The sequence below is a fragment of the Deltaproteobacteria bacterium genome (assembly GCA_016875225.1).
Taxonomy (GTDB): Bacteria; Myxococcota_A; UBA9160; order SZUA-336; family SZUA-336; genus VGRW01.
In genome coordinates, this window is record VGRW01000052.1 from 1 (window position 1) to 25,987 (window position 25,987).

Annotated in this window: 23 protein-coding genes; 14 read left to right on the plus strand and 9 right to left on the minus strand. The window is 70.4% G+C overall.

Annotated features, from left to right (window positions below):
• Positions 1-160 precede the first annotated feature (160 nt).
• Complete coding sequence (locus FJ108_12545) at positions 161-1,639, plus strand: DUF1302 domain-containing protein (GenBank protein ID MBM4336719.1); 1,479 nt, start codon at positions 161-163, stop codon at positions 1,637-1,639.
• On the opposite strand, the gene FJ108_12550 is transcribed toward FJ108_12545, so the two are convergent.
• Entirely contained in the window at positions 1,636-2,955 is a 1,320-nt protein-coding gene (locus FJ108_12550; protein MBM4336720.1) for a hypothetical protein, read from the minus strand. The two genes, FJ108_12545 and FJ108_12550, sit on opposite strands and share 4 nt — an antisense overlap.
• Positions 2,956-2,961: 6 nt before the next feature.
• Positions 2,962-3,444 (minus strand): MaoC family dehydratase, encoded by a 483-nt coding sequence (locus FJ108_12555; GenBank protein ID MBM4336721.1) that lies wholly within the window; start codon positions 3,442-3,444, stop codon positions 2,962-2,964.
• Between the two features lie 58 nt (positions 3,445-3,502).
• Here FJ108_12555 and FJ108_12560 point away from each other — a divergent pair, with 58 nt between their 5' ends.
• From FJ108_12560 to FJ108_12570, 3 genes are read left to right on the plus strand one after another with little or no spacing between them, the layout of a single operon-like run.
• Positions 3,503-4,405 (plus strand): hypothetical protein, encoded by a 903-nt coding sequence (locus tag FJ108_12560; protein MBM4336722.1) that lies wholly within the window; start codon positions 3,503-3,505, stop codon positions 4,403-4,405.
• A complete protein-coding gene (locus FJ108_12565) occupies positions 4,405-5,625 on the plus strand; it encodes a beta-lactamase family protein (protein ID MBM4336723.1) in 1,221 nt (406 codons plus the stop codon). Before FJ108_12560 ends, FJ108_12565 begins: the two co-directional genes overlap by 1 nt.
• A 55-nt stretch (positions 5,626-5,680) precedes the next feature.
• Positions 5,681-6,457, plus strand: a complete 777-nt coding sequence (locus FJ108_12570; GenBank protein ID MBM4336724.1) for a hypothetical protein — start codon at positions 5,681-5,683, stop codon at positions 6,455-6,457.
• Here the strand turns inward: FJ108_12570 and FJ108_12575 are convergent.
• A complete protein-coding gene (locus FJ108_12575; GenBank protein MBM4336725.1) occupies positions 6,429-7,544 on the minus strand; it encodes a 3-deoxy-7-phosphoheptulonate synthase in 1,116 nt (371 codons plus the stop codon). The two genes, FJ108_12570 and FJ108_12575, sit on opposite strands and share 29 nt — an antisense overlap.
• Positions 7,545-7,602: 58 nt before the next feature.
• Here FJ108_12575 and FJ108_12580 point away from each other — a divergent pair, with 58 nt between their 5' ends.
• On the plus strand, positions 7,603-9,654 hold the full coding sequence (locus FJ108_12580; GenBank protein MBM4336726.1) for a hypothetical protein: 2,052 nt from the start codon (positions 7,603-7,605) through the stop codon (positions 9,652-9,654).
• A gap of 42 nt (positions 9,655-9,696) precedes the next feature.
• On the plus strand, positions 9,697-10,875 hold the full coding sequence (locus FJ108_12585) for a hypothetical protein (GenBank protein MBM4336727.1): 1,179 nt from the start codon (positions 9,697-9,699) through the stop codon (positions 10,873-10,875).
• Between the two features lies 1 nt (position 10,876).
• On the opposite strand, the gene FJ108_12590 is transcribed toward FJ108_12585, so the two are convergent.
• On the minus strand, positions 10,877-11,950 hold the full coding sequence (locus tag FJ108_12590; protein ID MBM4336728.1) for an aminoglycoside phosphotransferase: 1,074 nt from the start codon (positions 11,948-11,950) through the stop codon (positions 10,877-10,879).
• A 101-nt stretch (positions 11,951-12,051) separates the two neighbouring features.
• Between FJ108_12590 and FJ108_12595 the strand changes: the two genes are divergently transcribed.
• Positions 12,052-12,492, plus strand: coding sequence for a bacterioferritin (locus tag FJ108_12595; protein ID MBM4336729.1), 441 nt, complete (start codon positions 12,052-12,054; stop codon positions 12,490-12,492).
• 18 nt (positions 12,493-12,510) lie between these two features.
• Complete coding sequence (locus tag FJ108_12600; protein MBM4336730.1) at positions 12,511-13,614, plus strand: Gfo/Idh/MocA family oxidoreductase; 1,104 nt, start codon at positions 12,511-12,513, stop codon at positions 13,612-13,614.
• Here the strand turns inward: FJ108_12600 and FJ108_12605 are convergent.
• Genes FJ108_12605 through FJ108_12615 form a run of 3 tightly spaced genes read right to left on the minus strand, consistent with a single transcriptional unit; the run spans position 13,603 to position 16,541 of the window.
• Positions 13,603-14,625: a hypothetical protein gene (locus FJ108_12605; GenBank protein MBM4336731.1), complete on the minus strand. Its 1,023-nt coding sequence runs from the start codon at positions 14,623-14,625 to the stop codon at positions 13,603-13,605. The genes FJ108_12600 and FJ108_12605 overlap by 12 nt on opposite strands.
• A gap of 1 nt (position 14,626) precedes the next feature.
• Entirely contained in the window at positions 14,627-15,919 is a 1,293-nt protein-coding gene (locus FJ108_12610; protein MBM4336732.1) for an LLM class flavin-dependent oxidoreductase, read from the minus strand.
• A 1-nt stretch (position 15,920) separates the two neighbouring features.
• Positions 15,921-16,541 (minus strand): TetR/AcrR family transcriptional regulator, encoded by a 621-nt coding sequence (locus tag FJ108_12615; GenBank protein MBM4336733.1) that lies wholly within the window; start codon positions 16,539-16,541, stop codon positions 15,921-15,923.
• Between the two features lie 109 nt (positions 16,542-16,650).
• Between FJ108_12615 and FJ108_12620 the strand changes: the two genes are divergently transcribed.
• Together FJ108_12620 and FJ108_12625 are read left to right on the plus strand one after the other, a co-directional pair.
• Positions 16,651-17,685 carry a zinc-binding dehydrogenase gene (locus FJ108_12620; protein MBM4336734.1) on the plus strand — a complete coding sequence of 345 codons (1,035 nt, stop codon included), beginning with the start codon at positions 16,651-16,653 and terminating at the stop codon, positions 17,683-17,685.
• Complete coding sequence (locus tag FJ108_12625) at positions 17,672-18,838, plus strand: aminotransferase class V-fold PLP-dependent enzyme (GenBank protein ID MBM4336735.1); 1,167 nt, start codon at positions 17,672-17,674, stop codon at positions 18,836-18,838. Before FJ108_12620 ends, FJ108_12625 begins: the two co-directional genes overlap by 14 nt.
• Positions 18,839-18,864: 26 nt before the next feature.
• On the opposite strand, the gene FJ108_12630 is transcribed toward FJ108_12625, so the two are convergent.
• On the minus strand, positions 18,865-19,869 hold the full coding sequence (locus FJ108_12630; GenBank protein MBM4336736.1) for a carbohydrate porin: 1,005 nt from the start codon (positions 19,867-19,869) through the stop codon (positions 18,865-18,867).
• A 273-nt stretch (positions 19,870-20,142) separates the two neighbouring features.
• Complete coding sequence (locus FJ108_12635) at positions 20,143-22,083, minus strand: c-type cytochrome (protein MBM4336737.1); 1,941 nt, start codon at positions 22,081-22,083, stop codon at positions 20,143-20,145.
• Between the two features lie 104 nt (positions 22,084-22,187).
• On the opposite strand from FJ108_12635, the gene FJ108_12640 reads away from it, so the two are divergent.
• From FJ108_12640 to FJ108_12655, 4 genes are read left to right on the plus strand one after another with little or no spacing between them, the layout of a single operon-like run.
• Positions 22,188-22,997 carry an enoyl-CoA hydratase/isomerase family protein gene (locus FJ108_12640; GenBank protein MBM4336738.1) on the plus strand — a complete coding sequence of 270 codons (810 nt, stop codon included), beginning with the start codon at positions 22,188-22,190 and terminating at the stop codon, positions 22,995-22,997.
• A gap of 16 nt (positions 22,998-23,013) precedes the next feature.
• Positions 23,014-23,673 (plus strand): nitroreductase family protein, encoded by a 660-nt coding sequence (locus FJ108_12645; protein MBM4336739.1) that lies wholly within the window; start codon positions 23,014-23,016, stop codon positions 23,671-23,673.
• A gap of 8 nt (positions 23,674-23,681) precedes the next feature.
• Positions 23,682-24,857 carry an acyl-CoA dehydrogenase gene (locus FJ108_12650; protein ID MBM4336740.1) on the plus strand — a complete coding sequence of 392 codons (1,176 nt, stop codon included), beginning with the start codon at positions 23,682-23,684 and terminating at the stop codon, positions 24,855-24,857.
• A gap of 56 nt (positions 24,858-24,913) precedes the next feature.
• Entirely contained in the window at positions 24,914-25,684 is a 771-nt protein-coding gene (locus FJ108_12655; protein ID MBM4336741.1) for a hypothetical protein, read from the plus strand.
• Positions 25,685-25,987 lie beyond the last annotated feature (303 nt).

The following is a 25,987-nucleotide window of genomic DNA, read 5'->3' on the forward strand; positions in this document are numbered from 1 at the left end:
CTTCGTCGATGAAGAAGGTCACGTCCGAACGATCCAGAGCGTCGCTGATATATACCGGAAGCAACAAACCCTGGTGTTGCTCGTACCCCTTGAAATCGCCTCTCTCACCCATCCTCGCCATGCTAGCTCGCGAGAGAGTCTTGGGTCAGGCTCCTAGGCGATGCGCCGCGCGCTGCTCGTCGCCGCCTCTCTGCTCGCGTCGAGCGCGCCGCGAGCCGACACGAGTCTCGAGCTCGCCACGCTGCTCGAGACCGACCAGGCGTTCCGGATCCACTCGCCGCGAACGCTCCAGAAGTCGCAGAACCGTCTCGAGCTCGACGCCGCGCTCGGCATGTCGCCTGCGCTGGAGCTGCACGTCACCGGTCGAATGATCTGGGATCCGATCGGCCGACTCGCGGGCGAGGATCCCGACCCGGACTTCGAGCCGATCGACCGGGCCCGGCCCGGCGGAAGCCGGAGCCTCGAGGCGGAGCTTCGCGAGGCGTACCTGGACTGGCACGGGCGCGTCGCGGGAATGCGGCTCGACGTGCGCGCCGGGAAGCAGCAGATCGTCTGGGGGCAGTCGTTCGGGCTGCGCGTGCTCGACGTGGTGAACTCGCAGGACTACCGCGAGTTCATCCTCGACGAGTTCGTCGACGCGCGCACGCCGACCTTCGCGCTGCGCGGCGACCTGGCCGCGCGCGGCTTCACGCTGCAGGCGATCGTGATGCCCGATTTCGAGCCCGACCTGCTTCCCGATCCCGAGGCCGAGTTCGCGCTCGACGCCGCCGTTCCCGGGCTGCTTCCCGGACTCGCACCGCTTCCGGACGATCCGCTCTTCGCGGGCGGCGGCCCGATCCTCATCCCGGGCGAGGACGACCGACCGAAGGACTGGCGGGCTCGCAACCTGGCCTGGGGTCTGCGCGTCTCGACGGCCGCGCGCGGCTTCGACCTGGGTCTGTACTACTGGGACCGCATCGATCCGTCGCCCGTGTACCGGCGCAGGATCGAAGCCCTCGACGTGCCCGGCTACGGGCCCGTGCCGGTGAACGTGGTCGACACCGACTACGAGCGCGTGCGCAGCGTGGGATTCTCGTTCGCGCGACCGCTCGGCGACTTCTCGCTCTGGGGCGAGGGCGCCGTGAGCCACGGGCGGGCATTCGCGAAGGACGACCTGTCGGATCCCGACGGCTGGGTTCGCCGGCCGGATCTGCAGTACGCGCTCGGGCTGGACTGGAACGCGGGCGAGAGCTGGTTCGTGAACGCGCAGTGGATCCAGTACGTGCGCATGGGACCGACGCACGGAATCGAGGTGGACCGGGCCAGGAACTTCGCGTCGCTGCTGCTGCGCGGCGAGCTCCTCGCGGAGACGCTCGTGCCGCAGCTCTTCGTGCTCTACGGCGCGAACGAGCAGGAGGCGATGCTGCGGCCGTCGCTCGAGTACCGCGCCACCGATCGCCTGTCGCTCGCGCTCGGCGTCGACCTGTTCAGCGGTCCGCGGCGCGGAATGCTCGGCCAGTACGCGCACGAACGCGACTGCGCGGCGATTCCCCTCGCGGTGCCGCTTCCCGGCGCCGGTGGCTGCGGATACACGCCGCCCGAGGGCGAGACGAGCCGCGTCTTCCTGCGCCTGCGCTACGCGTTCCTGAACACGTTCTAGGCGCCCGCCTCGCGCTGACGCCGGCCGCACCAGGGGCAGAAGCGCCAGAAGCTCTTCGTGACCGGCCAGCGGCAGCCCGTGCAGCGGTCGGCGAGCTCGGGGTGACTCCAGGGTCGCCCCGGCTTGCGCTTGCAGATCGGGCAGTAGCGCATGAACGGGCGCAGCTCACCGGCGCAGCCCCGACGCGTGCAGTGCCGCGTCGCGAGCGGGTCCGGGCGGGGCGGCCGGCCGTTGCCTCGGAAGCGCCCGGCCCAGCACCACGGACAGCTGGTCCATTCGGGGAGCACGCCTCGCTCGCAGCGCGGGCAGATCAGCGGGGCGCGGGTGATCTCGGCGAACGAGTTGTCCTTGGTCCCGCACCAGGGGCAGACGTGCATCGCCTCGGCGATCGGGCCGTTGCAGCGGCGGCAGTGGAAGCGCATGCCGAGCGCCCGGCCGTGGCGGCGGCGGAACAGGTCCATTCCTACCGCAAACGGTGTAGGCACGGGCGCGGCCGGGCGGCGGAGCTTGCGCCGCGGCACCGCGCGCTCCTGCTCCAGCTTCCGGAACGCGGCCGTGAGCGCCGCGTCGAGCTCGACCGCCGATGGGTAGCGATCGGCCGGGTCGAAGGCGCAGGCGCGGCGCAGCACCGGACGCACGGCCTCGGGCACCTTCGCGGCGAAGCGCTCGTAGCGCTCCGGCGGCCAGGGGAACGGCCAGGCGAGCAGCTTCCCGGTCAGCAGCTCGTACGCGATCACGCCCAGCGAGAAGACGTCGCTTGCGAGCGTCGGCTTTCCGTAGGCCTGCTCCGGCGCCATGTAGCCCATCGTCCCGGCGTCGGTGTAGCTGCGCGACTCGGGCCGGACGAAGCGCGAGACGCCGAAGTCGGTGATCGCCGCGTGACCGTCGGCGAAGATCAGCACGTTCTCGGGCTTCACGTCGCGGTGCATCAGCGAGAGCGAGTGCGCGTGCGCGAGCCCCGCGGCCACGTCGCGCACGATCCGCAGCGCCACCCGGCCCGAGCGCCAGGCCGGGGCGTGGTCGTAGACGTGCCCGCGCGCCAGCTCGCTCGCCATCACGAAGCGGCCGTCGATCCAGTCCGCGTTCCGCGTGGCGACGATGTTCGGATGCGAGAGCCGGCAGGCGATGCGCGCCTCCGCCTCCATCGCCTCGCGCCCGAACTCGCGCACCACCCAGTCGAACGCGATCTTCAGCGCGACGCGCCGACCCTCTACGGTGTCGCGCGCGGACCAGACGTCGGAGAACGCGCCCTTCCCGAGCCGGCGCTCGAGGCGGTACTTGCCGAGGCGCGTGCCCTTCCGCAGAACTGGCGGCAATTCGCCCTAGCCGTAGATCAGCCGCGTCAGGAACTCGGCCACGCAGCCGGGCTTGGGCTCGCCGACGATCTCGACGGTGACCTTCTGCTTGAGCTGGATCGTGTTCGGGGCGACGAGCTCCGCCTCGAGCAGCTCGCGCGTGGCGCGCACGCTCGAGCCGACCTTCACGGGCGCGGGGAAGCGCACCTTGTCGAGGCCGTAGTTCACGCCCATGACCAGGCCCTGGTACGCCTCGGGGTCCGAGGCGGGAATGCTTCCCTGCAGGAACGGGAGCAGAGAGAGCGTGAGGAAGCCGTGCGCGATGGTCACCTTGTAGGGCGAGAGCTTCGCCGACTTCTCGGGGTCGACGTGGATGAACTGGTGATCCCCGGTCGCATCCGCGAACAGGTTGATCTGGCTCTGCTCGACCTTGTGCGGCGCGCCCGGTCCGTCGACCTTTCCGATCTGCCGCTTGAAGCGCTCGAGCCCCGTCTCCGCCTTGCTGGTCATCGCATCCTCCTTCGCTGCCGCGAGAGGGTTATACACGAGCCGGGCTAGACTCGGCGAGATGAGTCCGGAATCCACGAGAGCCTGCAGCGAGGTCAGCTTCGAGAGCGGCGAGCCGCTCGCGGGGACCGCCTCCGATGCGCCCCTGTTCGCCGCCTTCTCCTGGCCGAAGGCGCTCTGGCACCACGACGACGTGGCGCTCTCCGAGGGGCTGCCCGCGGAGATCCGCGACCTCGCCGGAGCCGCGAAGCGATCGGGCCGGAAGCTGCAGCTCCGGCTGTTCCAACGCACGGGCCGCCAGGCGAATGATCCGGTCGAGCTGATCTGCGCGGACTTCCAGCGCGCGCGCACGGCGCGGATCCCCGAGCTGCCGATCGAGCGCTGCGCGGCCGCGATCTCGGAGTTCATCGCGGGTGGCGGCGCCGGGACTCCACTGGAGCGCCCGCTCCTGCTGGTCTGCACCGACGGCAAGCACGATCTGTGCTGCGGGAAGCTCGGCCGCTCGATCGTCTCGGCGCTGCGCGCCGATCCGCAGCTGGAGGTCGCAGAGGTGAGTCACCTTGGCGGGCACCGGCTCGCCGCGAACTGCCTGGCGCTCGCGTCCGGAGAGCTGTACGGGCGCGTCGCGGCCGCGGACGCGCCCGCCCTGGCCGAATCGGTCCGACACGGCCGCGTGTACCTGCCGCGCTACCGCGGGCGAACCGGGCTGGACGAGCTGGCGCAGGTCGCCGAGGCTGCGGCGCTCGCGCGCTTCCCGAACGCGACGCAGGTCCGGCCCGGAGCCCCGCGGACCGACGGCGACGCGCGAATCGTGGCCGTCGAGCTACGCGATGGGGACGTCGCGCGCCGGCTCGCGGTACGATGCGTCGCGCGCGTCTTCGAGGTCTTCGCGTCGTGCGGGGACCTCGCGCCCGAGCCGCGCGCGCGCTGGATCGCGCAGAGCGGCGAAGAGGAGAAGATCTGATGGAGACCGTCGCGCCCGAGGAAGTCGGCCTTTCGTCGCAGCGCCTGGCGCGGATCGAGCGCCACCTCGAGCGCCGCTACCTGGACCAGAAGAAGATCGCGGGCGCGCTGACGCTGGTCGCGCGGCGCGGAAAGGTGGCCCACCTCGCGCCGGTCGGGATGATGGACCGGGAGCGCGGCAAGCCGATGCGCGAGGACACGATCTTCCGCATCTACTCGATGACCAAGCCGATCACCTCCGTCGCGCTGATGACGCTGTACGAGCACGGGCACTTCGGGCTCGACGACGCGGTGCACAAGTACATCCCGTCGTTCGCCGAGCTGAGCGTCTACGAGGGCGGCAACCACCCGCTCTTCGCCACGCGCCCGATCGAGCGGCCGATGACGATCCGCGACCTGCTCACGCACACGTCCGGGTTGACCTACGGATTCATGGAGCGCACCAACGTGGATCGCGCCTACCGCAAGCTCGGCATCGGCGACCGCGGCGTCACGCTCGCCGAGACGGTCGAGAAGCTCGCCCGGCTGCCGCTCGAGTTCTCGCCCGGGACTCGCTGGAACTATTCGGTGTCGACCGACGTGATCGGCCACCTGATCGAGCGGATCTCGGGCAAGCGCCTCGACGCGTTCCTGCGCGACGAGATCTTCGCGAAGCTCGGCATGCACGACACGGGCTTCCACGTGCCCGCCGACCGGCTCGGGCGCCTGGCGACGAACTACACGCGCATGCCCGACAAGAGCGTGCGCGTCGAGGACGACCCGGCCGCGAGCGCGTACGCGGCGGAGCCCGCGTACCTGTCGGGCGGCGGCGGGCTGGTCTCGACCGCGAGCGACTACCTGCGCTTCTGCCAGATGCTGCTGAACGAGGGCGAGCTCGACGGAGAGCGGATTCTCGGGCGCAAGACGATCGAGCTGATGACCGAGAACCACCTGCCCGACGGGCGCGACATCGCCGAGCTCAACCTGGGCGGACAGTTCAGCCAGGTGACCTACAACGGTGTCGGCTTCGGGCTGGGCTTCTCCGTCACGCTCGACCTCGCGCGTGCGCAGACCGTCGGCTCGCCCGGCGAGTACGCCTGGGGCGGCGCGGCCAGCACCGCGTTCTGGATCGACCCGGCCGAGGAGCTGATCGTGATCTTCATGACCCAGTTCATGCCCTCTGGCACCTTCAACTTCCGTGGCCAGCTGAAGTCGATCATCTACCCGGCGATCATCGACTGAGCAGCGCTCGGGGATTTCGTGCCGGCGGTGCCGCGCTTCGCGGTAGAATCCCCGCATGCGTAGCCTGCCTCTCGCGCTTCTCCCGGTCTTCGCGCTGCTCTCGTCGCCGGCGGCCTCCGCGCCGATCATCGTGAACGAGTTCAACGCGGTCTCGTCGGCGAACTACCTGGACGGCGGCAACTCCGACTCGACCCTGGGGATCGTGCAGGGGAATGGCGGAGACTGGGTCGAGCTGGTCGTGATCGCGGACCACTTCGACCTGCGCGGCGGATCGCTCTCGATCCTCGAGGGTCAGCTGCCCGGACGGAGCACCACGGTCCTGACCTTCAGCCAGGACGCGCTCTGGGGCGATCTTCGGGCCGGGACGATCATCACCGTCGCCGAGGACATCGCCGACGACACGGGCTACGACCCGTTCGGCGGCGACTGGTGGATCAACGTCCAGGCCAACGCCTCCGGATCGGGCCAGTTCATCACGGCGAGCAATTTCTCGGTCTCGAACGACGACACGCAGATCACGCTCCTTGACGCGCTCTCGCAGGTCTGGTTCGGGCCCGCCGGCGAGGGCATCCAGCCGCTCACGGGGATCAACAGCCGCGAGGTCTGGAAGCTCGAGGCGGACCCGAGCGCCTCGATCACACCGACCTCGAGCTACAACGACGGCAGCTCGAGCTCGTTCGGCGCTCCGAACCTGTGGAGCGGCGGCGCGAGCGTGCAGGACTTCTCGGCGCTGCGTTCCGTGGTGGTTCCCGAGCCGGGCGCTGCGACGCTTCTCGGTGTCGCGCTCGCCGCCGGGACGCTCTTCAGCCGCCGATCTCGGCGCGGAGCTTGAGCCGCTGCTGGTAGGCGTCGCGCACCAGCTGCGCGTCGCGGACGAAATGGTCGAGCTCGGAGAGCGTCAGCGCCTGAGGCCCGTCGCAGAGCGCCTCCTCGGGGCGCGGGTGGAAGTCGACGAGCACCATGTTCGCGCCCGCGATCAAGCCCTGCGCGGTGACGTGGTGGATGTCGAGCAGACCGTCGGGCGCGACCAGCTTCTTTCCGACCGAGTGCGACGGGTCGATGCAGACGGGCATGCGCGTCAGGCGCTTCACCACCGGCACCATCGCGAAGTCGACGAAGTTGCGGTGCGGGTCGCCCAGGTTCGTCTTCATTCCGCGCAGGCCGAAGATGATCTTGTGGTTGCCGCCGCTCGCGACGTACTCGACGGCGTTCAGCGACTCCTCGAGCGTGATGCCCATGCCGCGCTTGAACAGCACCGGGAACTCCTGCTGCGCGCCGACCGACTTCAGCAGCTCGAAGTTCTGCGCGTTTCGCGTGCCGATCTGCAGCATCACGCCGGTCGGCTGACCCGAGATCTGCAGCGCGCGGCGGATCTCGTCGATCTGGGGCTCGGAGGTGATCTCCATCGCGATCACGCGGATCGCGTACTTCCCCGCGAGCTCGAAGACGAACGGCAGGCAGGCCGCCCCGTGGCCCTGGAAGTCGTACGGGCTGGTGCGCGGCTTGTAGGCTCCGGCTCGCGTGGTCTGGATTCCCGCCGTGCGGAGCGCGCGGAACGTGTCCTCGAGGTTCTGGCGCGTGTCGACGGCGCAGACCCCGGGGAAGAGGTGGAAGCCGTCCTGGCCGAAGTGCAGTCCGTTGTACTCGAAGCCGACCGACTCGGAGCGGCCCTCGTGGCGGCCGATCGTGCGGTAGCGCTCGCGGATCCGGATCACCTTCTCGACCGCGGCGATCTCTTCGAACGCCTCCGACGAGATCGTCGTCGTCGGCCCGAGCAGGTAGATCTCGGTCAACGTGCGCGTGGCGCCCTCGATCACGTGCAGCTCGGTGTGCACGTCGGGAAAGCGCTCCGCCGTGCGGATGACCTGCCGGGTCTCGGGGGAGTCGGGGCCGAACTCGGACTTCATCACGATGATCATGGGGCGCTCATCTTACTGTGATAACGTGCGCCCCCGCTAGCCGAGGGGCCTCGACACGATGCAGAGACGCCGCGCAGGACCGCTCGCTCTCGCCGCGCTCGCGCTCGCGCTCACCGCCGCGGATTCGGCAAGCGACCTGCGCGACCTCGAGGTCGAGTCCCCGCGCGCGCCCTCGCGCCTGCTCGATACGCCGCTCGCGATCTCCGTCGTGTCCTCCGAGGAGATCCAGCGCGCGAGTCCGGCGACCTCGATCGAGTCGGCCTTCGACCTGGTCCCCGGAACCTTCTCGCAGGGCGGAACGAACTTCGCGCAGGACGCGCGCGTCTCGATCCGAGGCTTCGGTTCGAGCGCGCAGTTCGGAATCCGCGGCGTCCACATGTACGTCGACGGGATTCCCTCGACGCTGCCGGACGGCCAGACCGAGGTCGACTCGCTCGAGATGGACTTCGTCGACCGGATGGAGATCCTGCGCGGGCCGATCTCGTCGCTGTACGGCGGCGGTGGCGGGGGAATCATCTCGGTCGAAACCTTCGCGCCGACGAAGCAGCCGGTCGTCCGCGCGCGCGCCACGTGGGGCAGCTACGACCTGCAGCGCTACAGCGCGCTCGCCACCGGCACCGCGGCGGACACCGGCTACGTGCTCGGGATCTCGAGCACCCGCACCGACGGATTCCGCTATCACTCCAAGGCGGAGCAGTGGAACCTGCTCGCGAAGCTCGAGCGCGAGCTCGCGGGAGGCACGGTTCTGGGGTTGTCGTTCTCGAACGTGAGCGCGCCGGTGGGCGAGGAGCCCGGCGCGCTGACCGAGTCCCAGGTCGACGACGACCGCGACCAGGCGCAGCCTGGAGCGCTCGCGTTCAATGCGCGCGAGAAGCTCGACCAGCAGAAGCTCGCGCTCACGCTGCGCCGCCCGTTCGGCGAAGGCCGGCAGCTGCGCGCGGTGCTCTGGGGTCTGCAGCGCGATTTCGCCAACGCCCTGCCCTTCAACCGGCGCGTCGACCTCGACCGCAGCGCGTGGGGCGGTTCGCTCGTCTTCGCCGACGCCTCGGGCCCCGTGCATCTGACGGCAGGCTTCGACGTCGACCTGCAGCGCGACCTGCGCGTGAACTTCCAGAACCTGGGAGGAGCGCGCGGCGACGAGACGTTCCGCCAGTCCGAGAACGTGACGACGCTGGGGCCGTGGCTCTCGGCCGAGACGCGCTTCGCGAACGGCTTCGGCGTGGTCGGCGGAGTGCGCTGGGACTGGACGAAGTTCGACTTCGGCGATCGCTTCGTGACCGCGACCAGCGGCGACGGCTCCGACGAGAAGACCTTCCGCGATCTCTCGCCGCGCTTCGGGATCTTCTGGCGCCACTCCGACGCGTTCTTCGCCTACGCGAACTACGACTCGGCCTTCCAGGTTCCGACCACGACCGAGCTTCAGACCCCGAATCCCGACGGCGGCTTCCAGAGCGACTTCGACGCCGAGAGCGCGAACGGCCTCGAGGTCGGCGCGAAGGGTCTGCTCTTCGACCGGCTCTACTACGACGTGGCGCTCTTCGCGCTGCGCGTGCGGAACGTCGCGGTTCCGTACGAGAACGCCGCGGGAGTCACCTACTACCAGGACGCGGGCGAGTCACACCGGAGCGGGCTGGAGCTCGCGCTCTCGGCCTGGCTCGCGCCGGGTCTCTCCGCGCGCGGGAGCTACACCTACGCGAGTTACCGCTATCACGACTTCGACTCCGTCGACCTCGGCTCCGGAGCCGTCGTCTCGCAGGACGGGCACCTGGAGCCGAACGCCCCGGTGAACGTGCTCGGGCTCGAGCTGCGCTGGGACCACCCGTCGGGCTTCTTCGCGATCTCGAGCCTGCGCTACTTCTCGAAGCTCTGGGTCGACGACGCGAACAGCGCCTCGGCCCCCGCGGCCACCACCACCAACCTGCGGCTCGGCTGGGACCTGCGCCGCGGCGACCTCGCGATCACGCCCTTCGTCGGCGCGCAGAACTGGACCGGCACGAAGTTCGACGACCGCATCCGGCCCAACGCGAGCTTCGGCCGCTACTACGAGCCCGCCCCGCGCGCCACGCTCTACGGCGGAGTCGAGCTGCGCTACGCGAGCGCCGCGCGCTAGACGTCCCAGCACTCGTGTAGGCTTGCCGCGGAGGGATTCGGCATGAGCGAGGTTTCAGAGCTTCCCGCCGAAGGGCTGGTCGAGCGCGTGCGCGCGCTTCTGCCGCAGATCGCCGCGGCCGCGCCCGCGGCCGAGCAGGCGCGCAAGGTCGACGACACGGTGATGAAGGGTCTGGAGGGAACGGGCGTGTTCCGCTCCTACGTGCCGCGGCGCTTCGGCGGCTACGAGATCGACATCGACACGTTCATCGACGTGGGCGTCGAGGTCGGCTCGGCCTGCACGTCGACCGGCTGGATCACCACGTTCTACGCGGAGCACAACTGGCTGCTCGGACACTTCGCGCCCGAGGCGCAGGCGGAGATCTTCGGCGCGCAGCCGTACGTGCTCGCTCCCGGCGCGATCAGCCTGAACGGGCGCGCCACGCCGGTCGAGGGCGGCCACACGCTCTCGGGACGCTGGCCCTGGGGCACCGGGATCATGCACGCGGATTGGGTGATGGTGAGCGGGTTCGTCGAGACTCCCGATCGGATGCCCCAGGCGCGGCTCTTCGTCGCGCCGCGCGAGAAGTTCGGGATCGTCGACACCTGGTACGCCTCGGGCCTGTGCGCGACGGGCAGCAACGACATCGTCGCCGAGAAGATCTTCGTGCCCTCGCACATGAGCCAGGAGCTCGCGCCGATCGGATCCGGCGAGAGCCCCGGCGCGGCGTGGCTGGGCAGCGCCACCTACCGCTACCCGATGATCCCGTTTCTGGCGCTGACGGCCGCGGCGCCGCTGGTCGGCGCCGCACGCGGCGCCACCGCGCTCTTCGAGTCGCGTCTGGGCGAGCGGCGCATGTTCGGCACCACGACGCGTCAGGGCGAGAAGCCTGCCGCGCAGATCCGGCTCGCGCACCTGCTCACCCGCGCCCGCGCGGTCGAGGATCAGCTGCGCAGCATCGGGGCGGCGATCGTGCGCTGGGCCGAGAAGGGCGACCCCTGCCCCGCCGTCGAGCGCGCGCGGCTGCGGCTCGCGGTCGCGCACGTCGTCGCCGACGCGCGTGACGTCGTCCGCGACGCGGCGGAGGCGAGCGGCGCCACGGCCCATCTCTCCAACCACCCGCTGCAGCGCTTCCTGCGCGACGTACACACAGGAGCGTCGCACGCGATCTTCGACCTGGACGGCGCGGCGGAGCTCTACGGGCGGCTGCGGCTGGGACTGGACGCGAGCGGGCTGATCTAGCTCAGCCGCGCGGGGTCAGGAACTCCTCCGCGCCGAGGTCGAGCGCGTGGCGCGCGTGGCGGCGCGCCATGCAGAGGAACATCTCGTTCCCGCGCGTCGTCTCCTGCACGATCATCGACGCCACCACGGTCACGGCGAAGCCCGCGAACGAGCCGCGCCGGTAGTCGGCCCAGCAGCGCTCCCAGTCGTAACCGCGCACGCCGAGCTCGATCAGTCGCGCGTGGTAGTCGCGCACGATCCCGCGTTCCACCGGACGGCGCACCTCGGGCAGGAGCGACGCACCGAGCAGATACGCGACGTCCGAGAGCGGCGAGCCCAATACGAAGCTCTGCCAGTCGACCGCTGTCACGCGCGGCGGCGAGCAGGTCTCGTCGATCAGCAGGTTGTCGAGCCGATAGTCGATGTGCACCACCGAGAACGGCTCCGCGGGGTACTCGAACGGCGGGCCGCTCGCGCCTGCGACCCGGCGGAGGATCCCGATCACGTCGGCGTCGAGCTCGCTGCCGTAGCGCGCGACGAAGGACGGGAGCAGTGACTCGTAGAGCGGGCGGCTCGCGCCCGACGAGCCGACCACCCAGTCGACCTCGCGAAGCTTCGCGTCGCACCAGGTCGGCGCGTGCAGGCCCGCGACCTCGAGCGCCGCCGCGCGCGCGACCTCCGGCGAGCAGCCGCGGATCTGGTCGCCCGCGATCGCCGGCGCCATGTCCTCGAGAATCAGCGCGAAGTCGGGCCCGACCCCGTCGACCTGCGCGAAGTAGCAGTGCGGCGTGCGGATCCGCAGCCGGGGCGCGAGCGTGCGGTAGAACTCGACCTCCTTGCGGTACAGGCCGAGCGCGACGCCCGTCTCGCGGCTCTTCGCGTCGTCGGAGGGGAACTTGCCGACCAGCGAGCGCGGCGCGTCGGATCCCCCGTTCGCGAGCTCGAGCCGGAAGCGGTAGCAGCGCCCGAGCTGACCGGTGCCGATGCGCTCGGCAGTGAAGCCGAGCACCTCTGCGGACCCGAAGCCCGCGGACCCGAGCACGCGGGTCAGGAACACTGCGTCGATGTTCTCCGGCGTCGGGATCGCGTCTTGCACCGGCCGAGCTTACCGGTTTCGGCGCGGGGATTGGCCGCGGGGCGCGAACCTGACATCCTGTGCAAGAGTTCCGGCCATTCACGATTCACGAGGAGTCCGAGATGAACGACGCCGACAAGGAGCGCGCGATCGCGCTGCTCAACACCATCATGGAGCTCGAGCTCGCCGGCGTGGTCCGGTACACGCACTACTCGCTGATGGTCTTCGGTCTCAACCGGATCCCGATCGTCGGCTGGCTGAAGGCCAACTCCGACGAGAGCCTGCTGCATGCGCGCAAGGCCGGCGAGCTGGTGGTGTGGCTCGGCGGGCACCCGTCGCTCGAGATCGGCGCGCTGCTCGAGACCCACCGGCACGACGTCACCGACATCCTGCGCGAGAGCCTGGAGCACGAGAAGTCCGCGCTCGCGCGCTACTACGAGCTGATGCACGCGGTGCCCCGTAAGTCGGTCCTGCTCGAGGAGTACGCACGGCAGATGGTCGTCGCGGAGGAGCTGCACCTCGACGAGGTGAACAAGATGCTGCGCCATCCCGACGCGGTCTAGAAGCTCGAGCCTAGACACGTGACGAAGGAGCGAATCCGGATCGGAATCGTCGGCGGCGGGCGGATCTCCGATCTGCAGTGTCTCGGTTATCTCGAGCATCCGGACGCGGAGATCGCCTCGGTCTGCGACGTCGACCTGACGCTCGCTCGGCGCCGGGCGGACGAGTGGGGCGCGCGCAGCGCGTACGCGAGCCTCGACGAGCTTCTCGCCGACCCCGAGATCGACGCGGTGGACATCCTGACGCCGCACCACCTGCACGCGGCCCAGGCGATCGCCGCGCTCGAGGCGGGCAAGCACGTCTCGTTGCAGAAGCCGCCGGTGCTCTCGCTCGCAGAGTGGGATGCGGTCACGGCCGCCGCGCGGCGCTCGGGGCGAACGCTGCGCGTGTTCGAGAACTTCATGTACTACCCGCCGCACCGGAAGGCGAAGGAGCTGATCGCGCAGGGCGCGATCGGCGAGCCGATCTCGGTGCGCGTGAAGACCGCCGCGGGACATCCCTCGGGCGGATGGACCGTGGCGCCGTCGTCGCAGGCCTGGCGCACGGATCCGTCGCGCTGCGGCGGAGGCCCCACCACCTTCGACCACGGCTACCACTGCTACAACATGGCGCGCTTCTTCATCCCCGCGGAGATCGAGCGCGTGCACGCGTTCATCCACTGGTTCCGGCTCGGCGAGGACTCCTGGTACGACGGGCCCGCGCTGATCTCGTGGAAGTACGCCGGCGCGATGCCGCGCTTCGGCTCGTGGGAGGTGATCGCGTCGCTCGCGATGAAGGTGCGCTCGAAGTACTACGTGAGCGATGACCGGATCGAGATCCACGGCACCAGCGGAATCATCTGGGTGAATCGCTGCACGGGTCAGCTTCTCGACGAGCCCGCCGTGGTTCTCTACGCCGATGGCGAGACGCGCGCCTTCCACGGCATCGACGCCGACTGGGCCGACTCGTTCCGACTGGGCACGCGCGACTTCGTCGACGCGCTGCGCGAGGGACGCCAGCCGCCGCAGGATGCGGGCGAAGCGAGGCAGACGCTCGCCTTCGCGCTCGCCGCCGGGATCTCCGCGGCCGAGAAGCGTGAGGTGACCCTGGCGGAGCTGCTCGGAGGCGGAGCCTCAGCCGGCTAGGGCCCGGAACGCGGCGAGCACGCGCTCGCCGCCCCTGGGGTCGTCGAGAATCGTCCGCTCGATCCAGGGTGTCTGCTGCTCGCGCCGGAGTTTCGGCTGCTCGTCGCGCACGAAGCGCACGACCACGTCCCAGAGCCGGTCGACGATCTCGGCGCCCGCGATCGTCCCGCCGTCGGTTTTCTTGAACGTGACCGAGCGCAGCTCGCCGAGATCGACGCGGAGCGAGGTGACGTGCACCGCCTCGTCGGCGCGGATCCGCTCGATCATGGCTGCGGCCTCGTCGGCCTGCGCGCGGCGCTCGCGGAACAGCTCCGGGTCGAGGAGCAGGCGCTGGTCGAAGCTGAACAGGCTCTCGGCGCCGTACTCGATCAGCAGCAGGTTCATCATCAGCAGCACGAGCTGCTCGAACGGCTGGGGCAGCTCGGGCGCGAGCCGCGCGGCGCTGTCGGGCCGCCCGAGAAACTCGGGCGGCGTCGGCATCGGGTAGCTCCGCGGACCGAAGGCGAGGTCGCGCACCACGAACCACATCACGTCGTGGGCGCCGATTCCGCGCGCCGGCTCGCCGCCCTCGTCGAGGCCGTGCGCCTTCAGCATCCCCTTCGAGAGATGCCCGATCGCCATCCCCGAGATGTCCTCGACGATGATCTTCTGCAGATCGGGGAAGACGGCGTCGGCGATGAAGCGGCCGCGCGCCTCGAGCAGGCCGGTGGTCGTGAACGAGTCCCAGAGCACGCGGTCCACGCCCTCGCGAAGCAGCAACTTCATCTGCGCCTCGTTCGGGTAGCGGTCGGGGCTCATCAGCGCGGGATCGACGGCCAGCACGTCTCCGCTCCGGGCGCGCAACGCGTCGGTCCACGCCCGCACCGCCGGCACACGCACCCGCGTGCGCGGCGGGATGTAATGGCCGCTCGCGTCGAATCCGCCGTGCAGGCGATGTCCCATCGCCTGGTGCGGACGCGCGTAGTCGTGGTCGCTCATGATCTCCTGCTCGGTGTAGACCAGCTTTGCCATCTCAGTTACCCGCCTTTCGCACCGCTTCGCTCATCTCGCGCATCCGCTCCTGCCGGCGCCGGGTCGCCTCGTCGAGCGCGGTGCTGCCGCTGGTCTCGGCGATCGCGAAGCCGTACGGGGTGATCGGCGGGATCTCGGCGTCGGCGAGCTCCTTCATGCGGTTCTTGCGCGCCATCGCCCGCTCGAGCGCGGGCGCGAGTCGCGCGAGCTTCTTGCGCTCCCGCTCGGCCTCTCCGGCCTTGAAGCGCGGCATGACCTCGCGCGAGAACAGCTCGAGTGACTCGCAGATGTGCGCGTGCTGGTTCTTTCCGCCCTGCTGGATGAAGACCACCTGGTCGACGCCCGCGTCCGCGAACTGCTGCAGGTGCGCGCCGACCTGCTCGGGGGTTCCGATTCCGCCCTCGCCCATTCCCACTTCGGGAAGCGAGCCGCGCATCGCCTCGTACTGCTTCCAGATGTCGGTGCGTCCGGGCACGTGCTTGCCGAAGGCGTAGTGGTGGCCGAGCCCGAACTGGAAGAAGCGGAACCCGTCGAGACCGCGCCGCCGGGCCTCCTCGGCGTCGTGGTTGACCGAGAAGCTCGTGACCATGGCGATGTTCGGGTTGATCGCGTGACCGATCGGCGTGCACTCGCGCTCGAGCGTCGTGTAGTAGTCGTCGACCCACTTCTTCGCCTCGGCCATGTCGACGAAGGCGAAGGTCAGCGCGCCGAGCCCGAGCTGCGCGGCCAGGTGGATCGTCTCGCGATTCGAGCACGCCACCCAGAGCGGCGGATGCGGGCGCTGCACCGGCTTGGGAACCAGATTCCGGCACGGCATCGAGAAGAACTTGCCCTCGAAGCCGGGATACGGATCCATCGCGAGCAGGTTCGCGGTCTGCTCCACGGTCTCGCGCCACTGCGCGCGGCGCGTGGCCGGGTCGATGTTGAAGCCCTCCAGCTCCGCGCGCGACGCGGACTCTCCGGTGCCGAACTCCACGCGTCCGTTCGAGACCAGGTCGAGCGTCGCGACTCGCTCGGCGACGCGCGCCGGATGGTTGTACTCGGTGGGCATGAGCACGATCCCGTGCCCGAGCCGGATGTACTTGGTGCGCTGCGAGGCCGCGGCCAGGAAGACCTCGGGCGCCGCGGAGTGCGAGTACTCCTCGAGGAAGTGGTGCTCGACCTCCCAGGCGTAGTCGATGCCGAGCCGGTCGGCGAGCTCGATCTGGTCGAGCGCCTCCTGGAAGAGACGCTGCTCGCTGCCCTCGGTCCACGGACGCGGCAGCTGGTGCTCGTAGAAGATCCCGAACTTCATCTCACTTCTCCTTCTGCTCTTGGTTCGCGGATTCGGCGCTGCGCCGCGCGCCGTGACTCAGCAGCCGGTCGAGCTCGCGCGCGAAGCGGTGCGTCTGCTCGCGCCGGTCCTCCGCGTCGGCGATTCGCGATTCCGCGCGCACCGACCAGAGCAGCACGGCGCAGTGCAGCACGTGCGCGAGCATCTCCGCATCGATCCCCGGGGCGGCAGCGTCGCTCGCGGCGAACTGCTCGATCGCCTGCAGGTAGCGCTGCCAGCCGGTGTGATTGGCGATCGGAATCTGCGACAGGATCCCGTAGACCCAGAGCCGGCCGACCTCGGGATGCTCGAGCAGATAGTCGAGCATGAATCCGACGCGCTGGTCGGGCGCGGCCGCGCTCACGAGCAGTGAGCTGACCTCTTCCGAGATGCGCTCGATCACCGCGCCGAGCAGATCCTCTCGCGTGCGGAAATGCTGGTACAGCGTCACGCGGTTCACGCCCGCGCGGTGCGCGACGTCCGACATCGTGAGCGAATCGGGGCCTCGCTCGGCGACCAGCTCGCGGGCCGCCTCCAGGATCGATCGGCGGGTCGCCGCCGGATCCCGGCGAGAGGGGACGCGTGCCGCGCTGCCCTGACTCATGGCGCCACTCTAGTCCGGCAGCGAGCAGGAAGACAACAGCGTTGTCGTCCAGCCAAGCGGCCCGAACCCGCACGCCCGCGTGGTACCGTGCGCGGCAGTGGAGGGGTCGATGCGCCTTCCCGAGCGAATGAGGGCCGTCGTGCAGCACGGCCCGCGTGATCTGCGCGTGGAGGAGCTGCCGCTCGCAGCGCCGAGGCCCGGCGAGGTGCTGGTGCGCGTGCGGGCGACCGGAATCTGCGGCTCGGATCTGCACTTCTGGAAGCACGCGACCTACGGCTCGGGCGTGGTGCTCGGCCACGAAGTGGCGGGCGAGCTGGCCGCCGTGGGTGAGGGCGTGCGTGGCCTCGCGCCCGGAGCGCTCGGCGCGGTCCACACCGGCGCGCCCTGCGGCCGCTGCGAGCGCTGCCGGGCCGGGCTGGGCAGCCACTGCCGCGATGGCATCTCGCTCGGCAACGGCAAGGGGATCGGCGGGCTGGCCGAGTTCGTCGCGGTTCCCGCGGTGTGCTTCATCCCGGTGTCGGGCGGCCTCGACCCCGGTGCGCTCTGCTTCGCCGAGCCGCTCGCGAACGGGCTGCGCTGCCTGGACCACCCCGAGGTGAGACAGGCGAAGAGCGCGCTCGTGATCGGAGCAGGCCCGATCGGTCTGTCGTGCCTGGCGGCGGCGCGAGTCTACGGAGTGAGCGACGTCTGGGTCGTCGAGGGCCGCGCGCGAAGGCGCGAGGCCGCGCTCCGGCTGGGCGCGGAGCGTGTGCTCGATCCGGCCGAGGACGTTCGGGCCGAGGTCGCGCGGCGCTTCGGCCCCGGCCCCGAGCTGGTGATCGAAGCGGTCGGCCTGCCCGAGACGATCGAGCGCGCGCAGCGGCTGGTGCGCCCGCGCGGCACGGTGTTCCTGATGGGGCTGTGCCTGGACGAGCTGCCGATGCGGCCGATCCGCTGGCTCCTGAACGAGCTCACGCTGCGCTCGAGCCTGGGCTGCGAGCTCGAGGAGCACCGCCGCGCCGTCGAGCTGATCGGGTCGGGCGCGATCGACGCCGCGCCGCTGATCACGCGCCGGATCGCGCTGAGCGAGGCGCCCGAAGCGTTCGCGGCGCTGGCGGCGGGAGCGGACGAGATCAAGGTGGTCGTCGAGCATGGGCGGGGCTGACGAAGAATCGCCCTCGTCGCTCTCGCTCGCCGAGGCGCGAGCGCTCTTCCCCGCGCTCGAGCGGGTGGCGTACTTCGCGACGAACGCGCAGGGACTTCTACCGACGACGGCGCGCGACCGCGCCAGCGCGGCGCTGGAGCGCCTGTGCAGCCGCGGCTTCGGCGGCGCGCTCGAGCTCGAGGCCGAGGTCGAGACGGTGCGCGCGAAGCTGGCTCGGCTGATCGGCGCCGATCCGCACGAGATCGGCTTCGTGCGCAACACCGGAGAGGGTCTCTGCTACGCGGCCGAGGCGCTGCCGCTCTCGCCGGGCGACGAGGTGCTCTGCTTCGCGGGCGAGTACCGCAGCGTGGTGCACGCGTTCCAGGGCGCGGCGCCGCGCGGCATCTCGGTGCGCGTGGCGCCCGCCGAGGACGGGCGGGTCACGGCCGCTCTGCTGCGAAGCGAGCTGCGCGAGCGCACGCGCGCGGTCGCGCTCTCCTGGGTGCGCTACGACACCGGCGCGCGCGCGGACCTCGCCTCGCTCTCGGCGGTCACGCGCGCGGCGGGAACATTCCTCGTCGTCGATGCCATCCAGGGGCTCGGCGCGCTGCCGCTCGACGTGCGCAGCGCCGGCGTCGACGTGCTCTGCGCTGGCGCGCACAAGTGGCTGCTCGGCCTGCCCGGCACGGGAGTGCTCTACCTGAGTCGGGAGCTCCTGCCCAGGCTCGTCCCGTCACACCTGGGCGTCGGATCGATGGCAGACGCCACTCGCGCGCACCTCGCGACCGATCCGTATCTTCCGATCCCGGCGTCGGGTGCTCGCCGCGTCGAGGAGGGCGCGCGCAACACGCTCGGGATCGCCGCGCTCGGCGCGAGCCTCGATCTGCTGCAGCGCGTCGGCCCGACGGCGATCCGCGACCAGATCCGCCGCGTGACCGACCGCCTCTGCGCCGGGATCATCGCGGCGGGCGGCCGCGTGCGCAGCCCGCGCGGCGGCGAGGAGTGGTCCGGCATCGTGCTCCTCGAGCCCCCGCCGGGTGTAGACGCCGCCGCGCTCGCGGGCCGGATGCTCCGCGAGCGGATCGCGATCGGCGCGCGCGAGGGCGCCCTCTGGGCCGGCGCGCAGTTCTACACCACGCAGCAGGACGCGGACCGCGTGCTCGCGCTGCTCTGAGCGGAGGCGCCCGCACTCGCGGGCGGCTAGAAGGAGAGCTCGGCGCGGGCGCCGAGCACCAAGGCGTCGTCGACGTGGTCGTCGAACCCGGGATCGATCACGTACTGCAGGTCGGGCTGGAAGCTCAGCCAGGGCGTGAGCTGCATCCGGTAGCTGAGCTCGAGCGCGACCTCGGCATGCTTCACGGAGGCGCCCTCCGCCTCGCGGGCGCGCTCGAAATCGTGCCCGGCAAAGGCGGCGGCGACACCCAGTCCGAGCTGGTCCTCGGGGCGCTCGCGAAACAGTCCGGTGTAGACGGCCCCGACACCCGCGTAGTACGCGACCTCGTTCTGCTCCGCGTTTGCAAGGCCCAGACGCGCGAAGGCCGAGAGCCCGCGCCCGGGCGACTGCGGTTCCCGGTAGACGGCTCGCTCGGCGAGCAGGTACGCGCCGTAGTTGCCGCGCTGCCGGCGCGGGTTGCCGTCCGAATCGACGCCGCGAATCTCGTCTCCCTTTGCGGAGTAGTACCAGCCGCCGAGACCCACCTTGGTGTAGGGAGCGTCGCCCGCGGCCCCACCGCCGCCGAGGAGGCCGAGCTCGCCGATGCAGAAGACGCCGTCATCGCTCCGCAGGCTGAAGTGACCCTTGCCCGCGCGCGAATCATCGGGATCGCCCGGCACGCCGTCGAGTACGGCGATCCGGGCGTAGACCTCGGGAGCGGGTCGGACGTCCAGGCGCAGGCCGAGCGAAGTCGAGGGGAAGATGCTCGGACCGTTGCGGCCGCTCTGCGACAGGTCCTTTCCGGTGCCGAACGAGCTGTTCAGGAACAGCGAAGCGGACTCCATGACGTCGAACTCCCCGGCCACGTCGTAGAGCCCGGCCAGCAGCGACATCCTCCCGTCGAGCAGCTCCTGCTGGATCCAGGCCTCGTAGAGCTTCCATTCCTCCGCGCGTCGATGTTGTCGAGCGTCTGTGTGTCGCCGGCGTTTTCGCTCGGGCTCCCGGTGTTCAAGAGGCCGAGCCCGTAGACGAAGATCGTCCCGCCCTTCCACCCGAGCAGCGGCTCGGTCTCGAACGTCAGCATCAGATCGACGTCACTCAGGTACTCGGTGTCGTGCTCGATCCCGCCAGCGACGACTCCCATCACGTCGCTCGTGCCGACCAGCTCCACGCTGACGCCCTGGTCCGCGAGCGTGCCGCGCAACCCACCCCAGTCTCCACCGAGGCTTTCCTGCTTCCAGATGTTCTCCGACGCGGCAGATGCGGCGCCGAGCGTCGCACACGCGAGCGCCAGAGCCACGACTTGCGCCAGCGAGTCTCCACGTCTAGCGCGCATCCGCGCTCTCGGCCGACGCGATTCGGTGTCGGCCGGCCCAGACGAAGCTGCCGGCTACCAGCAGGGCGGCTGCGACCTGGGCGGCAAGCGTCTGCGCGGTCGGGAAGATTCCCAGCGCCGGAACCCGGACGAATGCGACCGCGTTCACGCCGACGGCTCCCGCCTCTTGCAGCGCCGACACGCCCTGCCCGACGAAGATCACCGCGAGCGCCGCCAGCACGACCGACGTGACCTTGAAGAACTGGCCGATCGGAAGCCGGAGCCCGTACCGGAACACGCCCCATCCGACCAGCGCGAGCAGCCCCACCGCACTGCCCATTCCGGCGAGAAGCGGCCCTCCACCGGCGTCCCCGGCCTGCGCCCAGAGCGCCTGGTAGAACAGGACGATCTCGAAGAGCTCTCGGTAGACCGCCAGGAAAGACACGCTCGCGAGCGCCCAGAGCGTGCGGCGGTTCAGCGCGCCGCCGACGCGATCGCGCAGGAAGCTCTGCCACGCGCGGGAGTTCGCATTCGAATGCAGCCAGACCCCGACGTAGAGCAGCACGCCCGCGGCGAGAAGCGCGCTCACCGCCTCTGTCATCTCGCGGCTCGCCCCGGAGATGGCCACGACGTACGTCGCGACGAACCAGGTCGCGGCGCCCGCCACGAGTGCGAGTCCCCAGCCGAGATGGACCCAGGGAAGTGAGTCGCGTCGCTCGCTCTTGACGAGGAAGGCGATGATCGCGGCCAGCACCAGAATCGCCTCGAGCCCCTCGCGGAACAGAATCAGAAGCGACGAGGTGAACAGCGCGCCGGCGCCGAGACTGTCGCCCTCGAGGCGCGTCTGCGCGTGCTCGAGCAGAGCGACGATCGCGCCGAGCTGGCGCTCTACATCCTCCGCGGGCTCGCCCGAACCGAGCTTCGTGCGGTACGTCATCATCTCGGCTTCGATCCGGGTGCGCAGATCCGAGTCGACGGCGTCGAGGCTGGCCTCGATCAGCTCGAAGCCCTCGAGATAGGCCGTGAGTGCCAGCCGCTGCGCGGTGGCGGAGTCTCCGCCGCGACTCGCGAGGAGGCTCTCGCGCAAGGTCTTCACCGTGAAGTCGATCGGCGAAGCCGCGACCGCCGCAAGCGCCTCGGGGTGAGCGCGCAGCCAGCGCTGAGCATCGGCGGCGTCGGCCCCGAAGCGCGCCGCGACCTCGTCGCTGGAGAGCGTCGCGACGTTGCCGAGATCGGAGAAGGTCTCGGCGTGCTTCCCCGTCTTCCAGGCAGACTCGCCGCGATCGAGCTCCTGCGGCGTGAAGGCGAGCTGCGAGACGAAGAAGGCGAGCGCCCAGCGATCCTCGTCGCTGAGCTGCGTGTACGCCGCCATTCCAGTTCCGCCGACGCCGAGCGTGATGGTGTTGTACAGACCGTAGACGCTGCGCTGCGCGATCCGCGCCGCGTCGGTGAAGTCCGCCGGGGCCGGCTCCAAGCCCGCTCCAGCCGAGCCGTCTCCCTTTCCGTCTGCGCCGTGGCAGCTCTCGCAGCTCGCGGCATGGAGCTTCTTGCCCCGCGCGAGCTCGGGGACGTGCCTGGGCGCGACGGCGAGCCCGTAAGCCGCGATCAGCGCCCAGCGCAGGTCGGCCGTCGCGGCGGAGACCTGCGCGCCGGGGCCCTTCGCGCGCACGAGCTTCTCGACGGACTCGGCGTCGGCGATCAGCCGCGCGCGCTCGGGCCTGTCAGGCAGGCCGGGGAGCAGCGCCACGACTCGCGAAGCGAACTCGAGCTGCTCCTGGTACTCGGCTTCGTCGAGCACCACGCCATCCTTCACGAACTCGGGGTAGTCGACGCCGACGTAGTCGAGCAGGTGCAGCGCGGTTTGTGCGTTCGCGCGCCAGTCCTCGGCCTCGGAGGCCGCAGGCTTCGCGCCGAGCAGAAGTGCCGCGAGCAGGATCAGGAGCGTGCGCATTCGGGGTCTTCCTAAATGAGATCTGTTATCATTATCAGCCTACTCGCGCGACCGCGTCAAGCGCGACGGGATATGCTGCGGCGCGAGGGGGCCGAGGAGAGGCGATGAGCGAGCCGCGCATCGAGGAGTCGAGCTGGAGTCACCTGCGCTTCGAGCGCGTCGGCGACGTGCTGCGCGTCGTGATCGCGCACCGCACCAGCCCGCTGAACGCGGTCGATGGCGATCTGCACGTCGAGCTCGCGCGCCTGTTCCGCGGGCTGAAGCGAGAGCGAACCGCGCGCGCGATCGTGATCACGGGAAGCGGCAGAGCCTTCAGCGCGGGCGGCGACTTCAACTGGTTTCCGGAGCTTCAGGACCCGGAGAAGCTCTCCGAGCTGCGGCGCGACGCGAAGCAGCTGATCTGGGATCTGCTCGACGTGGAGCTTCCGATCGTCTCGGCCGTGAACGGTCCAGCGGTCGGGCTCGGCGCGTCGATCGCGCTTCTGTGCGACGTGATCCTGATGGCCGACACGGCGGTGATCGCCGACCCGCACGTGCGCGTCGGCGTCGTGGCGGGAGATGGCGGCGCCGCGATCTGGCCGCTCCTGCTCGGCCCCGCTCGCGCGAAGCAGTACCTGATGACGGGCGATGCGCTCCAGGCGCACGAGGCGGAGCGCATCGGGCTCGTGAACCGGGTCGTGCCGGCCGCGGATCTCGAGCGCGAGGCGCTGGCGTTCGCCTCCCGTCTCGCTGCGGGCGCTCCGCTGGCCGTGCAGTTCACGAAGCAGGCGGTGAACAAGCTGGTGAAGGACGCGCTCAACATCGCGTTCGACACCTCGCTCGCGCTGGAGCTGGTCACGTTCCGCAGCCAGGACCACCAAGAGGCGTTGGCCGCGCTGCGCGAGAAGCGCTCCCCCAACTTCAAGGGTCGTTAGCAGAGAGGAGCCTCGCATGGATCTGTACGAAGCGATGTCGACGCTGCGGGCGGTCAGGCGCCTGAGGCCCGATCCGATCCCGGCCGACGTCACGCGGCGCATCCTGCAGGCCGCGGCGTGGGCGCCCACGGGTGGAAACATGCAGCCGTGGCGCGTGGTCGTGGTTCGCGAGCGCGCGGCGAAGCAGAAGCTCGGCACGCTCTACGAAGCGCGCTGGAAGGCCTACTCGGCGGGACATCGCAAGCTTCTCGCGAAGGCGCCGGCCGAGGTGAAGGCGAAGACCGAGCGCATGATCGCCGCGGGCGATCACCTGGCCGAGCACTTCGCCGACACTCCTCTGGTCGCGATCTTCTGCTTCAACCCCGAAGCGATGGCGATCACCGACGCGAAGCAGCCGCGAGTCTCGGTGGTGGGCGGCGCGTCGATCTACACCGCGGTCGAGAACTTCCTGCTCGCCTGTCGCGCCGAAGGACTCGGCTGCGTGCTCACGACGCTGCTGTGCGAGGTCGAGCCGGAAGTGCGCGAGCTGCTTGGAATACCCGAGCCATGGGCGACCGCTGCGGCCGTCCCGGTCGGATGGCCGGCGGGAAAGGGGCACGGGCCGATCTCGCGCCGACCGGTCGACAAGCTCGTCTTCGCGGATCGCTGGGGTGCCGCCTGGCGTTCGGCCGACTAGCCCGCGCGATGCCGAGCCACTTCGCCGACGAGCCCGAGCACATCGGGCTGCTGCGCGAGACGCTGCGGCGCTTCGTCGCCGCCGAGATGCCGCCCGAGAAGCGGCGGCTCTGGGACCGCGAGCATCGCTTCCCGCGCGAGCTCTTCGCGAAGCTCGCCGCGCTCGGGGTCTGCGGCCTCACGATCGACGAGTCGCACGGCGGAGCGGGCGTGGATCTGGTCGCCGCGGTGGCGGTGATCGAGGAGCTCTGTCGCGGCGGGGCGTTTGCGGCGGGCCCGTTCATCCACTGCGCGTTCTACGGCGGCATGAACATCAGCGAGAACGGCAGCGGGGAGCAGAAGCGCGCGCTGCTCCCGAGACTCGCGCGGGGCGAGCTGCTCTTCGCCTACGGACTGAGCGAGCCCGACGTCGGCGGCGACCTGGCGAGCGTTCGCACCACCGCCCGCCTGTCCTCGGACGGCCGCGAGCTGCTGCTGAACGGCGCGAAGCGCTGGTGCACCGGCGCCGAGTTCGCCGATTTCATCTACTGCCTGGTGCGCAGCGGCCCGGCGGACGCGCGCTACCAGAACCTCTCGCTCGTGCTCGTCGATCCCAAGGGCCCCGGCATCTCGATCTCTCCGATCGAGCACATGAACCTGCGCTACACGCTCTCGTCCGACGTCGTCTTCGACGACGCTCCCGTGCCGCTCGAGAACGTCGTCGGGGGGCCCGGCGCGCTCGGCCGCGGCTGGAAGATGCTGGCCGGCCGCGCGCTCGACGTCGAGAAGCTCGAAATCACCGCGGTCACGTTCGGCATCGCGCAGGCCGCGGTCGAAGAGGCGTGGAGCTATGCGCAGCAGCGCGAGCAGTTCGGCAAGCCGATCGCCGCCCATCAGGCGGTCCGCCACACGCTCGTCGAGGCGCGCACGCAGCTCGAGGCCTGCCGGCACATGCTCTATCACGCGGCCTGGCTCGCGCAGCAGCGCCGGCCGTGCAGCGTCGAGACGTCGATGGCGAAGCTCTTCGTCGCCGACACGGGCGTGCAGATCGCCCTCGCCTGCCAGCGCGTGATGGGTGCGTACGGCCTGTCCGAAGGTCACGACATGGAGCGGAACGTGCGGGACCTGCTCGGCATGCCGATCGTCGGGGGCTCTTCCGCGATGCAGAAGAACAACCTGGCGCGAAGGTGGGGGCTGCCCGAGTAGCGGTTCCGACGCCCTCGCCGGCGCTCGAAATCCCCGTTGTGCGGCGCCGGACGAGTATGATAATTTGTCAGCAAATCGGCGCCGAGCCCGATGCAGGAGGATCGACCATGGCTTCTCGCAATCGTCTCCGCCCTCTCGTCGCCCGCCGCGCGGTGCGCGCGCTGCGCGAGAACCCCGACAACACGATGCAGGCGATCGTCGCGATCGGCGCGATGAGCGGAAACTCCAACGAGCGCCTGTTCCGCCGCTTCAAGAAATCGCCGAAGGGCGCGCAGATCCTGCGCGAGAAGCGCGACCTGTACGACCTGCTGAGCGACCAGAAGCGGATGCTGGCCATGGCGCCGGGCTCGCTCGGACGCACGATCGTGGAGTGGTTCATCCGCGAGAACATCAGCACGGAGGGCCTGGCCGGGGCGAGCGAGGCCGCCTCGAAGGAGCTCGGCGAGACGCGAGAGCTCGGCGGCGAGGCGCGCGTCTTCGGCAACCGCCTGCGCAACCTGCACGACGTCTTCCACGTGGTGACCGGCTACGACCGCGACATGCGCGGTGAAATGGCGGTGCTCGCTTTCACGCTCGCGCAGACCGGGAACACGGGGATCGGCTACCTGGTCTGGCGCTCGCTCCGGAACGGCGGCTGGAACTCCGAGCTCGGCCGGCTGATCCGCCAGGGATTCCGCAGGGGTCGGCGCGCGGAGTGGCTGCTCGACCAGGACTGGGAGGCGCTGCTCGAGCAGCCGATCGAGCAGGTGCGGCAGAAGCTCGGCCTCGGCGAGCCACCGGTCTACGAGCAGCTGCGTTCGTCCGGAGCGCCCGCGCTCAGCGCCTGACCCAGCGATCGGCCCGGATTCCTCGGTCCCGACTGCGCTGCATTCGGCAAGCCGAGTGCCTCGCCCGACGTCTACGATCTCGAGTCGCAGCTCGCGGCAATGGTGACTAGGGGAAGTAGAAGACCCCCGACCGCCGCGGAAGACTCATGCAACGGATTGTTGCAGTCTGTCTTTGTCTAGCCCGCATTTCTCACCACGGTGATCCGTAGGTGGTCGCGGTGCGCTGCGAGGGCGTCGGCGGTGGTGGCTCGGCGGCCGAGGGCCAGCGGCGGCCTTCGAGGGGATGGCGGGCCGTTCGCCGGC